The sequence below is a fragment of the Pseudomonas sp. C2B4 genome, from assembly GCF_013359695.1.
GTDB lineage: Bacteria > Pseudomonadota > Gammaproteobacteria > Pseudomonadales > Pseudomonadaceae > Aquipseudomonas.
The window spans coordinates 15,471-28,843 of record NZ_JABFMU010000054.1 but is presented as its reverse complement, the minus strand read 5'-3'; the positions used below and the strand labels follow the sequence as shown (position 1 = coordinate 28,843).

Here is a 13,373-nt window from a genome sequence, read left to right as displayed (position 1 = left end):
GAACTTTTCTTTATCGAGCCTTATCCATGAATCAGAACGCTGAATATTCCGCGGTCAACGATGCTGTGCGCGGGCAGTTTTTTCGCAAAGTCTGGGCGATGATCACGCCCTACTGGCAGAGTGAAGAGAAGGTCAAGGCCTGGACGTTGCTGATTGCGGTGATTGCGCTGTCGCTGATCAGTGTGGGCATCTCGGTGTGGTTCAACACCTGGTACAAGGATTTCTACAACGCCCTGCAACAGAAGGATGAAGCGGCATTCTGGCGGCTGATCCTGTATTTCTGCGTGATTGCGGCGGTAGCGATTGTGGGGGCGGTGTACCGGCTCTATCTCACTCAGATGCTGACCATCCGCTGGCGGGCGTGGCTCACCGAAAAGCATTTCGCCCGCTGGCTCGGCAACAAGAGTTATTACCAGCTGGAGCAGGGCGGTTACACCGATAACCCGGACCAGCGGATTTCCGAAGACCTCAACAACTTCACCTCCAACACCCTGGAACTGGGCATTGGCTTGCTTCGCAACATTGTGAGCCTGGTGTCGTTTTCGATCATTCTGTGGGGCGTGTCGGGCAGTATCGAAGTCTTCGGTTTAACCATTCCCGGCTACATGTTCTGGTGTGTGCTGGTCTATGCCGTGGTAGGCAGCTGGCTCACGCACCTGATCGGTCGTCGCTTGATCGGCCTGAACAACCAACAACAACGCTTCGAAGCCGACTTGCGTTTCTCCATGGTGCGGATTCGCGAAAACGCCGAGAGCATCGCGTTGTACAACGGCGAGCCGAACGAAAATCGTCGCTTGAGCAATCGCTTCGGGATGGTCTGGCATAACTTCTGGGACATCATGAAGGTATCCAAGCGGCTGACCTTCTTCACCGCTGGTTACAGTCAAGCCGCTATCATCTTTCCGTTCATCGTCGCTTCGCCGCGCTACTTGTCCGGCAAGATCGAACTCGGTGAACTGATGCAAATCAGCTCGGCGTTCGGCAACGTCCAGGAAAGTTTCAGTTGGTTCATCACCGCCTACCAGAGCCTCGCCTCATGGCGCGCCACCTGCGATCGTCTGCTGAGTTTCCGCCAGGCCATGACTGACAACGAAGAGCGTGCGCCGGCCATCGATGTGCAGAATCAAGGTGATGCGCTGAAAGTGCACAAACTTGGCCTCGATCTGGCTGACGGACGCCATTTGCTGACCAATGCCGACATGACCGTGGAGGAAGGCGAGCGCGTCATGCTCAGTGGTCGTTCCGGCAGTGGCAAGTCGACCCTGTTGCGGGCGATGGGGCATCTGTGGCCGACAGGTCACGGCAGCATTCGCCTGCCGGCGGCGCGTTACCTGTTCCTGCCGCAGAAGCCTTATTTGCCGATCGGCACCCTGCGTGAAGTGCTGAGTTATCCACAGGCCGGTGATACCTATACGAACGAGCGTTATGCGCACGTCCTGGAAACCTGCCGTTTACCGCATCTGGTCGCGCGCCTGGACGAAGCCAATCACTGGCAGCGCATGCTCTCGCCGGGTGAGCAGCAGCGGTTGGCCTTTGCCCGCGCCCTGCTGTATGCGCCGCAATGGCTGTACATGGACGAAGCGACATCGGCAATGGATGAGGAAGACGAAGCGTCGCTGTATCAGGCGCTGATCGATGAGTTGCCGGGGCTGAGCATCGTCAGCGTCGGCCATCGCAGCAGCCTCAAGCGCTTCCATCCGCGGCATGTTCGTATCGAAAACGGGCATCTGGTGGATCAGGCCGTGACTGCCTGAATCCCATTGACCCTTGTGGGAGCGAGCCTGCTCGCGAATGCGGACTGTCAGGCGCTTAAATGCTGAATGTCACACCGCAATCGCGAGCAGGCTCGCTCCCACATCGGGCCGTGTTCACCTCAACGGTGATCGTACAACCGCGTTGAGCTATGATGCGGTTTCAGCCGAATTTTTCGAGACAGATGTTCACCATGGAAAACCCGAACGACGCACCACGCCTCCCTCGCAAGCGCCGCAGTCTCGCTCAGGAGTTGGTGACGGTGCTGTCCGAGCAGATCCGCGACGGTCACCTCAAGCGTGGCGACAAGTTGCCTACCGAATCGGCAATCATGGATGCCCATGGCGTCAGCCGCACGGTGGTGCGCGAAGCGATTTCCCGTTTGCAGGCGGCCGGCCAGGTGGAAACCCGCCACGGCATCGGCACCTTCGTACTCGATACCCCGAGCCCGAGCGGTTTCCGCATTGACCCGGCGACCGTGGTCACCTTGCGTGACGTGCTGGCCATTCTGGAACTGCGCATCAGCCTTGAAGTGGAGTCCGCCGGCCTCGCCGCGCAGCGTCGCAGTCCCGAGCAGCTCGCATTGATGCGCGCAGCGCTGGACGCATTGAATGAAAGTGTCTCCCACGCCAGTGATGCCGTGGCTTCGGACTTCCAGTTCCACCTGCAGATTGCGCTGGCCACCGGTAACCGCTACTTCACCGACATCATGACGCACTTGGGCACCAGCATCATTCCGCGCACCCGCCTCAACTCTGCGCGGCTGGCCCATGACGATCAGCAGCACTACATGAATCGCCTGAGTCGCGAGCATGAAGAGATCTACGACGCCATTGCTCGCCAGGATTCCGATGCGGCCCGCGCAGCCATGCGCTTGCACCTGACCAACAGCCGCGAGCGGTTGCGCCATGCCCATGAAGAGGCTGAGGCGCAGCGGGGGTAAGATTCCGGCTCAGGTCATCCATTGCCTGTCAGGCCATCTTCGCGAGCAGGCTCGCTCCCACAGTTGATCGTGGCGCTTCACACTATTTGTGATCGCAGGTGACCCATTGTGGGAGCGAGCCTGCTCGCGAAGGGGCCAGAAGTCATTGCACACATTCTTCAAGCGCTCCGCCGTCATTGAATCCTCCGACAACGTATCTCTATAAAGCCGTTGATCGCGTAAGCCGTACCCATCCGCTAACTTTAAAGCCCCATTAACACGGGCCTTTAACCCCTGTTGTCCAACAATTTTCACCCCTGACGATGAAATGCAGTTGACGGTTGTATTTTAAGTTGTACGATGACCTACAACTTCAGCGTCGGGCTGAACGGTCTCAACACACATACGTCGTAATCCAGGGTGTTCGAACAATGAATCCACAAGAACTTAAGTCCATCCTCTCTGCCGGTCTGCTGTCTTTCCCGGTTACCGATTTCAATGCCCAGGGCGATTTCAACCGCGCTGGCTACATCAAGCGTCTGGAATGGCTGGCCCCTTACGGCGCCTCGGCCCTGTTCGCCGCAGGCGGCACCGGTGAGTTCTTCTCCCTGGCTGCCAGCGAATATTCGGAAATCATCAAGACTGCCGTCGACACCTGCGCCACCAGCGTGCCGATTCTGGCCGGTGTCGGCGGTTCGACCCGTCAAGCGATCGAGTACGCTCAGGAAGCCGAGCGCCTGGGCGCCAAGGGTCTGTTGCTGCTGCCGCACTACCTGACCGAAGCCAGCCAGGACGGTGTTGCCGCCCACGTCGAAGCCGTGTGCAAATCGGTCAACATCGGCGTTGTGGTTTACAACCGTAATGTCTGCCGCCTGAACGCGCCGCTGCTGGAACGCCTGGCCGAGCGCTGCCCGAACCTGATCGGCTACAAGGATGGCCTGGGCGATATCGAGTTGATGGTGTCGATCCGTCGCCGCCTCGGTGATCGCTTCAGCTACCTGGGCGGTTTGCCGACCGCCGAAGTCTACGCCGCGGCTTACAAGGCCCTGGGCGTGCCGGTCTACTCCTCCGCGGTGTTCAACTTCATCCCGAAAACCGCGATGGACTTCTACCACGCGATCGCTCGCGAAGATCACGCCACTGTCGGCAAGATCATCGATGACTTCTTCCTGCCGTACCTGGATATCCGTAACCGCAAAGCAGGCTATGCCGTGAGCATCGTCAAGGCCGGGGCAAAAATTGCCGGCTATGACGCAGGTCCTGTGCGCGCGCCGCTGACCGACCTGACCGGCGAAGAGTACGAAATGCTCGCCGCGCTGATCGACAAGCAAGGTGCGCAGTAACACACCCGATTAAACGAGGCCGCTGAGTATTCAGCGGCCTTTTGCGTGAGGAGAACGTTCCGTGACAAAGCGCTACGACAACTACATCAACGGTGAATGGGTTGCTGGTGCCGATTACTCGGCCAACATCAACCCCTCCGAACTGAGCGACAACATCGGCGACTACGCCAAGGCTGACCTGGCCCAGGTCAATGCCGCCATCGACGCCGCCCGTGCTGCGTTCCCGGCGTGGTCCACCTCCGGCATTCAGGCGCGCCACGATTCTCTGGATAAAGTCGGCACTGAAATCCTCGCCCGCCGCGAAGAGCTTGGCACCCTGCTGGCTCGGGAAGAGGGCAAGACCCTGCCCGAAGCCATCGGCGAAGTGACCCGTGCCGGTAACATCTTCAAGTTCTTCGCCGGTGAATGCCTGCGTCTGTCCGGCGACTACGTGCCGTCGGTGCGTCCGGGCGTCAACGTTGAAGTCACTCGCGAAGCCCTGGGCGTGGTCGGCCTGATCACTCCGTGGAACTTCCCGATTGCCATTCCGTCGTGGAAAATCGCCCCGGCACTGGCCTACGGCAACTGCGTGGTGCTCAAACCGGCGGATTTGGTGCCGGGTTGTGCCTGGGCCCTGGCGGAAATCATCTCCCGCGCCGGTTTCCCGGCTGGCGTGTTCAACCTGGTGATGGGCAGCGGTCGAGTGGTTGGCGAAGCGCTGGTCAACAGCCCGAAAGTCGACGGCATCAGCTTCACCGGTTCCGTGGGCGTGGGTCGCCAGATCGCGGTCAGCTGCGTATCGCGTCAGGCCAAGGTCCAGCTGGAAATGGGCGGCAAGAACCCGCAGATCATTCTCGACGATGCCGACCTCAAGCAAGCGGTCGAGCTGTCGGTGCAGAGCGCGTTCTACTCCACCGGCCAGCGTTGCACGGCGTCGAGCCGCCTGATCGTCACCGCCGGGATTCACGACAAGTTCGTCGAAGCCATGGCCGAGCGCATGAAGTCGATCAAGGTCGGCCACGCGTTGAAAGCCGGCACCGATATCGGTCCGGTGGTCTCGCAGGCTCAGCTTGAACAGGACATGAAGTACATCGACATCGGCCAGTCCGAAGGCGCGCGCCTGGTGAGTGGCGGCGGCCTGGTGACCTGCGACACCGAGGGCTACTTCCTCGCGCCAACGCTGTTTGCCGACAGCGAAGCGTCGATGCGCATCAGCCGCGAAGAGATCTTCGGCCCGGTGGCCAACATCGTTCGCGTGGCCGATTACGACGCCGCGCTGGCCATGGCCAACGACACCGAGTTCGGTCTGTCGGCGGGCATTGCCACCACGTCCTTGAAGTACGCCAACCACTTCAAGCGCCACTCCCAGGCCGGGATGGTGATGGTCAACCTCCCGACCGCCGGCGTGGATTACCACGTTCCGTTCGGCGGGCGTAAAGGTTCATCCTATGGATCACGTGAGCAAGGCCGCTATGCGCAAGAGTTCTACACGGTCGTGAAGACCAGCTACATCGGCTCCTGATACACCGCAATACCCTGTAGGAGCGAGCTCGCTCGCGATGGTCGTGAGGTCGCGGCGGTAAACCTGATGCCCCGCGTGATCGTTGACCACCATCGCGAGCAGGGCTCGCTCCTACAGGGAACAAAAAAAGATTCACCCGCGCATAAAAATAATCAGTGGGAGTACATCTACATGCAATCGACCAACAAGCCGACTCACGTCCGCTATTTGATTCTGCTCATGCTGTTTCTGGTGACCACGATCAACTACGCCGACCGGGCGACCATCGCAATCGCCGGCTCCAGCCTGCAAAAAGACCTCGGTATCGACGCGGTCACTCTCGGCTACATCTTCTCCGCATTCGGTTGGGCCTATGTGGCCGGGCAAATTCCCGGTGGCTGGTTGCTGGACCGTTTCGGTTCGAAAAAAATCTATGCGCTAAGCATTTTCACCTGGTCGCTGTTCACCGTGCTGCAAGGCTTCGTCGGTGAGTTCGGCATGTCCACGGCCGTGGTGGCGCTGTTCATGCTGCGTTTCCTGGTGGGCCTGGCCGAAGCGCCGTCGTTCCCCGGCAACGCCCGCATCGTTGCGGCGTGGTTCCCGACTGCCGAGCGTGGTACGGCCTCGGCAATCTTCAACTCGGCGCAATACTTTGCCACCGTGTTGTTCGCACCGCTGATGGGCTGGATCGTCTATTCCTTCGGCTGGGAACACGTGTTCATCGTCATGGGTATCCTGGGGATCATCTTCTCGCTGGTCTGGCTGAAAGTGATCTACAGCCCGCGCGAACACCCGCGGATCAACGATGCCGAGTTCAAGCACATCTCTGAAAACGGCGGCATGGTCGACATGGACCAGACCAAGGGCAAAAAGACCGACGGTCCGAAGTGGGACTACATCCGCCAATTGCTGACCAACCGCATGATGCTCGGCGTGTACCTGGGCCAATACTGCATCAACGGCATCACCTACTTCTTCCTGACCTGGTTCCCGGTGTACCTGGTGCAAGAGCGCGGCATGACCATTCTCAAGGCCGGCTTCATTGCGTCCTTGCCGGCGATCTGCGGCTTCATCGGTGGTGTGCTGGGCGGGGTAATTTCCGATTACCTGCTGCGCAAAGGCCACTCCCTGACCTTCGCCCGCAAGGCGCCGATCATCGCCGGCCTGCTGGTGTCCAGCAGTATCGTGGCGTGCAACTACGTGGACGTTGAATGGATGGTGGTCGGCTTCATGGCCCTGGCATTCTTCGGCAAAGGCGTGGGTGCGCTGGGCTGGGCGGTGGTTTCCGACACTTCGCCTAAACAGATCGCCGGTCTGAGCGGCGGCCTGTTCAACACCTTCGGCAACCTGGCATCGATCACCACCCCGATTGTCATCGGTTACATCATCAGCTCCACCGGCTCGTTCAAATGGGCGCTGGTGTTTGTCGGTTGCAACGCCCTGGTTGCGGTGTTCAGCTATCTGGTCATCGTAGGTCCGATCAAACGCGTGGTGCTCAAAGAGCCACCGGTCAGCGGCCCTGAAACCAACAACAAATTGTCTCAAGCGCATTCCTGAGGAGCGGCGTCATGCAGTTGATTGAACATTCCGACTCGCCGCGCTACATCCGCCTGCACGAGCGGGACAACGTGGTGATCGTGGTCAACGATCAGGGCGTGCCGGCCGGCACCGAATTTTCGGACGGCCTGGTCACCGTGGACTTCGTGCCGCAGAGCCACAAGGTCACCCTGGAAGACATTCCTGAGGGTGGCCAGGTGATTCGTTACGGCCAGGTCATTGGCTACGCCTTGCAGCCGATTCCACGCGGCAGCTGGGTCAAGGAAGATCAACTGCGCATGCCGACCGCGCCACCGCTGGACAGCCTGCCGCTGTCCACCGAGGTCCCGGCCGCGCAAGCACCGCTGGAAGGCTACACCTTCGAGGGCTATCGCAATGCCGACGGCACCGTCGGCACGCGCAACATTCTCGGCATCACCACCACGGTTCAATGCGTGACCGGGGTGTTGGATCACGCGGTCAAGCGCATCAAGGACGAACTGCTGCCCAAGTACCCCCACGTCGATGACGTGGTGGCGCTGACCCACAGCTACGGTTGTGGCGTGGCGATCACCGCTACCGACGCGTACATCCCGATTCGTACCGTGCGCAACCTGGCGCGCAACCCGAACCTGGGTGGCGAGGCGTTGGTGATCAGCCTGGGCTGCGAGAAATTGCAGGCCGGGCAGGTGATGCACGAGGACGACAGCTCGGTGGATCTGAGTGAGCCGTGGCTGTATCGCTTGCAGGACTCCAGCCACGGTTTTACCGAGATGATCGAACAGATCATGGCGCTGGCTGAGGTGCGTCTGAAGAAGCTCGATCAACGCCGCCGGGAAACCGTGCCGGCGTCCGAGCTGATTCTCGGTATGCAGTGCGGTGGTAGCGATGCGTTCTCCGGGATCACCGCCAACCCGGCCCTGGGTTATGCCTCGGACCTGTTGTTGCGCGCCGGTGCGACGGTGATGTTTTCCGAAGTCACCGAGGTGCGCGACGCGATCTACCTGCTGACTTCCCGGGCGCAAACCAAGGAAGTCGCGCAGGAACTGGTACGGGAAATGGATTGGTACGACCGTTACCTGGCCAAAGGCGAAGCGGACCGCAGCGCCAACACCACGCCGGGCAACAAGAAGGGCGGGCTGTCGAACATTGTCGAGAAGTCCTTGGGCTCGATCGTCAAGTCCGGCAGTAGCGCGATCAGCGGCGTGTTGGGTCCTGGCGAGCGCTTCAAGGAAAAGGGCCTGATCTTCTGCGCGACCCCGGCCAGCGACTTTGTCTGCGGGACGTTGCAGTTGGCGGCGGGAATGAACCTGCATGTGTTCACCACCGGTCGTGGCACGCCCTATGGGCTGGCCATGGCGCCAGTGGTGAAGGTGTCGACCCGGACCGAACTGGCGCAGCGCTGGCCGGACCTGATCGATATCGATGCCGGGCGCATTGCCACCGGGCGCGCTTCTATCGAAGAACTCGGCTGGGAGTTGTTCCACTACTACCTGGACGTGGCCAGCGGCAAGCAGCAGACGTGGGCGGAGCGGCACAAGCTGCATAACGACATCACGCTGTTCAATCCGGCGCCGATCACCTGAGACCGCGTTATCGTTCTTCGCGAGCAGGCTTGCTCCCACAGGGAATCTTTTTTGTTGCTCAATTTGAGTGAACACCGATGATCAATGTGGGAGCGAGCCTGCTCGCGAAAGCGATCTACCAGACGCCAACGTCCTCGGTGGCTTATCATTAGCCCCCTAACGACGCCCACCTCAAGGTCCTCTCCGGCATGCTGGCAATTTTCCTCGAAACCCTGAACATCACTGCACCGGTGTTCGCCATGCTGTTTCTGGGGGTGGTGCTCAAGCGCATCGACTGGATCAACGACAACTTCATCCACACGGCGTCGTCCCTGGTGTTCAACGTCACCATGCCGGCGCTGCTGTTTCTCGGCATCCTGCATGCCGACCTGCACGCCGCGCTGCAACCGGCGCTGCTGATCTACTTCTCCCTTGCGACCCTGGTGTCCTTTGCCATTGCCTGGGGCTGGGCGATTTTCAAATGTCCGCGGGAAGACCGCGGGATTTATACCCAGGGCGCGTTTCGTGGCAACAATGGGGTCATCGGTCTCGCCTTGGCTGCGAGCATGTACGGTGACTACGGGATTTCCCTCGGCGCGATTCTCGCGGCGCTGGTGATCCTGTTTTACAACACGCTCTCGACCATCGTCCTGGCGGTGTACAGCCCGGTGATCAAGTCCGATCCGTGGAGCATCTGTAAAAGCGTGGTCAGCAATCCGCTGATCATCAGCGTGTTCGCGGCGGCGCCCTTTGCGTACTTCAAGATCGGCTTGCCGGGGTGGCTGGAAACCTCCGGCCAATATCTGGCGCAAACCACCTTGCCGCTGGCGCTGATCTGCATCGGCGGGACGCTGTCGCTCGCGGCGATGCGCAAAAGTGGTTCGATGGCACTCAGTTCAAGCCTGGTGAAGATGCTCGGTCTGCCGGTGCTGGCCACTCTGGGCGCGTGGCTGTGGGGCTTTCGCGGAGCGGAGCTGGGGATTCTGTTCCTGTACTTCGGCAGCCCGACCGCTGCCGCCAGTTTCGTCATGGCCCGGGCGGCGGATGGCAATCATGAGCTGGCGGCGGCGATCATCGTCATCACCACGCTGATGGCGGCGGTGACCACCAATATCGGGATCTTTTTGTTGCAGTGGGGTGGGTGGATCTAGCTTCAGGACATGCGACGTTCTTTAGGGCCTCATCGCGGGCAAGCCCGCTCCCACAGAGGTCTTTGGTGTTAATGCAATTTGTGCAAGAAAGCAGTTCCCTGTGGGAGCGGGCTTGCCCGCGATGGCTATCTCATTGTCGATGAGATAGCCGGGTTATTACGCTGGCTTCTGGTAGGTATCAATCACTTCCTGCGCCGCCCGAAACGCATCGATCGCCGCCGGCACGCCGGCATACACCGCGCAATGCAGCAGTGCTTCACGGATCTCTTCCACGGTGCAGCCGTTGTTCAACGCACCGCGCACATGACCTTTCAACTCCTGCGGGCACTTCAGCGCGGTCAACGCAGCGAGGGTGATCAGGCTGCGGGTTTTCAATGGCAAGCCTTCGCGGTTCCACACGCCACCCCAGGCGTGTTCATTGACGAAATCCTGCAGCGGCTGTGTGAACTCGGTGGCGTTGCCCAATGCGCGGTCGACGAAGGCATCGCCCATCACTTGGCGGCGTACTTCAACGCCGGATTTTTTGTTCTCGGTCATGGCAATTCCCTCTTGTGGTGTTGGCGACGCCAGGCGCGCAGCGACGTGAACAGCAAAAACGCCACCAGCGCCGGCAGGACGAAAAACAGCATCAGGTGTTCAAGCTTTCCCGCCAGCGGCATGCCAGTGGTGAACGACACCACGTGCAGGCCGTAGGCCAGGTACAAACCCAGGAACAACAAACCTTCAGCGCGGGTCACCCGGTAACCGGAATAGAACACCGGCAGGCAAAGCACCGCGACGCCGAGCATCACCGGCAGGTCGAAATCCAGGGCGTTGGGCGAGACTGAAAGCGGCGACGGCGCGACCAACGCCGTGAGGCCCAGTACGCCCAACAGGTTGAACAGGTTGCTGCCCACTACGTTGCCGACCGCGATCTCCCGTTCACCGCGCAACGCGGCGATCAAGGAGGTCGCGAGTTCCGGCAGGGAGGTGCTGACGGCGACGATGGTCAGGCCGATGATCCGTTCCGACAGCCCGAGGTCAGTGGCGACCGATACCGCCGCACCGAGCAGCAAGTGCCCGGCATAGACCAGCATCACCAGGCCCGCCACGATCATCAGCAGGCTGCTGATCCACGGCGCCTGTGTGCCTTCCGGACTGATCGAGTGCGGACGAGCGGAGTGCCGCGACTGGCGCAGCAGCAATCCCAGATACAGCACCAGTGCCGCCAGCAGAATCACGCCATCGGCGGGGGTCAGGTCTTCGTTCCACGCCAGCACGAACACCAGCAGGCTGGCGCCGATCATGAGGGGAATGTCCAGGCGCACCAACTGCCGTGACACCCGCAGCGGGATGATCAGCGCCGACAGGCCAAGGGTCACGAGGATGTTGAAAATGCTGCTGCCGATCACACTGCCGACGGCGATATCGGCGTTGTGCGCCAGGGTCGCTTGCAGGCTCACCGCCATCTGCGGGGCGCTGCTGCCGAGGGCGACGATGGTCAGGCCGATGATCAGCGGACGCACATGCAGGCGCGCGGCCAGGCGCACGGCGGCACGCACCATCAGTTCGGCGCCGGCAATCAGCAGAAACAGCCCGCTGAGCAATTCGATCACGCTGATCAGGGGTAAATCGGCTAGTCCGAAAATGGTCGGGGCTCCGTGGTTCAGTCGTCGAGGGCTTGCACGCGAACCCGTGCGGTGCCGCTCTTGAGCATGCCCAGGCGTTGAGCCGCTTCATGGGACAGGTCGATCAGGCGCCCACGGGTGTGTGGCCCGCGATCGTTGATGCGCACCACGCAGGACTTGTCGTTGTTCAGATTGGTGACCTTCACCCGTGTACCGAAGGGTAGCTGGCGATGGGCGGCGGTCATGGAATTCTTGTCGAAACGCTCGCCGCTGGCGGTACGTTTGCCTTGGTGTTTGGCGCCGTAGTACGAGGCCACACCGGTTTTGTCGTAGCCGTGTGGATCGACGGTGTCGGTGCTGGCGCAACCGGCCAATAGAGAGAGCAGGGCGCAGGCGCCAAGTAGACGCTTCATAGAAAGGTTTCCCGAAACAATTGTGGGAGCGAGCCTACTCGCGAATGCCATTCTGACATTCAACTTCGTGTTGAGTGCCGAACCCCATTCGCGAGCAGGCTCGCTCCCACAGTAAATGGAGCCAGGTTTGAATGCTGGCTCCATTCTCATCAGCCTTCGAGCTTGCTCTTGAGCAGTTCGTTGACCTGTTGCGGGTTGGCCTTGCCTTTGGACGCTTTCATGGCCTGGCCGACGAAGAAGCCGAACATCTTGCCGCGTTTGGCTTCGTCTGCCGCGCGGTACTGTTCAACCTGCTCGGCGTTGGCGGCGAGCATTTCGTCCAGCACTGCCGAGATCGCGCCAGTGTCGGTCACTTGCTTGAGGCCGCGCTTGTCGATGATCTCGTCCGCGCTGCCTTCGCCGTTGGCCATGGCTTCGAACACCACCTTGGCGATTTTGCCGGAGATGGTGTTGTCCTTGATGCGCAGCAGCATGCCGCCCAGTTGCTCGGCCGAAACCGGCGACTCTTCGATGTCCAGGCCTTGCTTGTTGAGCAGGCTGCCCAACTCGACCATGACCCAGTTGGCCGCCAGCTTGGCGTCGCCGCTGATGCTTGCGACTTTCTCGAAGTAATCCGCTTGTTCACGGCTGGTGGCCAGCACGTTGGCGTCGTATGCCGACAGGCCGAACTGGCTCTGGAAGCGCTCGCGCTTCTGCGGCGGCAGTTCCGGCAGGGTGGCGCGCACCTGGCCGAGGAATGATTCTTCGATGACCACCGGCAACAGATCCGGATCGGGGAAGTAACGGTAGTCGTTGGCTTCCTCTTTGCTGCGCATCGGACGGGTTTCGTCCTTGTTCGGATCGTACAGGCGGGTCTGCTGGATCACTTTGCCGCCGTCTTCGATCAGGTCGATCTGACGCTGGATCTCGGAGTTGATCGCCTTCTCGATGAAACGGAACGAGTTGACGTTCTTGATCTCGCAGCGGGTGCCGAATTCGGCCTGGCCTTTCGGGCGCACCGAGACGTTGCAGTCGCAGCGCAGCGAGCCTTCGGCCATGTTGCCGTCGCAGATGCCCAAGTAGCGCACCAGCGCGTGGATCGCCTTGACGTAAGCCACGGCTTCCTTGGCGCTGCGCATGTCCGGTTCGGAAACGATTTCCAGCAAGGGCGTGCCGGCACGGTTCAGGTCGATGCCGCTGGCGCCGCTGAATTCTTCGTGCAGGCTCTTGCCGGCGTCTTCTTCCAGGTGCGCGCGAGTGATGCCGACACGTTTGACCGTGCCGTCCTCAAGGGCGATGTCCAGGTGGCCCTTGCCGACGATCGGCAATTCCATCTGGCTGATCTGGTAGCCCTTGGGCAGGTCCGGGTAGAAATAGTTCTTACGGGCGAACACGTTGTGCTGGCCGATCTCGGCGTCGATCGCCAGGCCGAACATCACCGCCATGCGCACCGCTTCCTGGTTCAGCACCGGCAGTACGCCGGGCATGCCCAGGTCGATCAGGCTGGCCTGGGTGTTCGGCTCGGAGCCGAAGGTGGTGGAACTACCGGAAAAGATTTTCGACCGGGTGGTGAGCTGGGTGTGAATTTCCAGCCCGATCACGACTTCCCATTGCATGTGTGTCTC

11 protein-coding genes are annotated in these 13,373 nt (G+C 60.6%); 7 read left to right on the top strand and 4 right to left on the bottom strand.

Annotated features, from left to right (window positions below; genetic code table 11):
- The first annotated feature begins 26 nt into the window (after positions 1 to 26).
- The 7 genes from HNQ83_RS25175 to HNQ83_RS25145 all read left to right on the top strand — a co-directional run bounded on the left by HNQ83_RS25175 (position 27) and on the right by HNQ83_RS25145 (position 9,749).
- Positions 27 to 1,754 (top strand): ABC transporter ATP-binding protein/permease, encoded by a 1,728-nt coding sequence (locus HNQ83_RS25175; protein WP_175391459.1) that lies wholly within the window; start codon positions 27 to 29, stop codon positions 1,752 to 1,754.
- A 191-nt stretch (positions 1,755 to 1,945) separates the two neighbouring features.
- Positions 1,946 to 2,695, top strand: a complete 750-nt coding sequence (locus HNQ83_RS25170; protein WP_175391458.1) for a FadR/GntR family transcriptional regulator — start codon at positions 1,946 to 1,948, stop codon at positions 2,693 to 2,695.
- A 410-nt stretch (positions 2,696 to 3,105) separates the two neighbouring features.
- Positions 3,106 to 4,017, top strand: coding sequence for a 5-dehydro-4-deoxyglucarate dehydratase (gene kdgD / locus HNQ83_RS25165; protein ID WP_007915340.1), 912 nt, complete (start codon positions 3,106 to 3,108; stop codon positions 4,015 to 4,017).
- A 61-nt stretch (positions 4,018 to 4,078) separates the two neighbouring features.
- Complete coding sequence (locus tag HNQ83_RS25160; RefSeq protein WP_095193933.1) at positions 4,079 to 5,518, top strand: aldehyde dehydrogenase family protein; 1,440 nt, start codon at positions 4,079 to 4,081, stop codon at positions 5,516 to 5,518.
- 171 nt (positions 5,519 to 5,689) lie between these two features.
- Positions 5,690 to 7,054, top strand: a complete 1,365-nt coding sequence (locus HNQ83_RS25155) for an MFS transporter (protein WP_175391457.1) — start codon at positions 5,690 to 5,692, stop codon at positions 7,052 to 7,054.
- An 11-nt stretch (positions 7,055 to 7,065) separates the two neighbouring features.
- A complete protein-coding gene (gene garD / locus HNQ83_RS25150) occupies positions 7,066 to 8,619 on the top strand; it encodes a galactarate dehydratase (protein WP_175391456.1) in 1,554 nt (517 codons plus the stop codon).
- A gap of 188 nt (positions 8,620 to 8,807) precedes the next feature.
- Complete coding sequence (locus tag HNQ83_RS25145) at positions 8,808 to 9,749, top strand: AEC family transporter (RefSeq protein WP_175391455.1); 942 nt, start codon at positions 8,808 to 8,810, stop codon at positions 9,747 to 9,749.
- A 156-nt stretch (positions 9,750 to 9,905) separates the two neighbouring features.
- Here HNQ83_RS25145 and HNQ83_RS25140 read toward each other — a convergent pair whose 3' ends face one another.
- The 4 genes from HNQ83_RS25140 to gatB form a co-directional block, all read right to left on the bottom strand.
- Positions 9,906 to 10,286, bottom strand: coding sequence for a carboxymuconolactone decarboxylase family protein (locus HNQ83_RS25140; protein WP_175391454.1), 381 nt, complete (start codon positions 10,284 to 10,286; stop codon positions 9,906 to 9,908).
- Positions 10,283 to 11,344 carry a calcium/sodium antiporter gene (locus HNQ83_RS25135; RefSeq protein ID WP_175391453.1) on the bottom strand — a complete coding sequence of 354 codons (1,062 nt, stop codon included), beginning with the start codon at positions 11,342 to 11,344 and terminating at the stop codon, positions 10,283 to 10,285. The genes HNQ83_RS25140 and HNQ83_RS25135 overlap by 4 nt, the downstream gene beginning before the upstream one ends.
- Before the next feature lie 50 nt (positions 11,345 to 11,394).
- Positions 11,395 to 11,769 (bottom strand): septal ring lytic transglycosylase RlpA family protein, encoded by a 375-nt coding sequence (locus HNQ83_RS25130; RefSeq protein WP_175391452.1) that lies wholly within the window; start codon positions 11,767 to 11,769, stop codon positions 11,395 to 11,397.
- 149 nt (positions 11,770 to 11,918) lie between these two features.
- Positions 11,919 to 13,364: an Asp-tRNA(Asn)/Glu-tRNA(Gln) amidotransferase subunit GatB gene (gene gatB, locus HNQ83_RS25125; RefSeq protein ID WP_175391451.1), complete on the bottom strand. Its 1,446-nt coding sequence runs from the start codon at positions 13,362 to 13,364 to the stop codon at positions 11,919 to 11,921.
- Positions 13,365 to 13,373 lie beyond the last annotated feature (9 nt).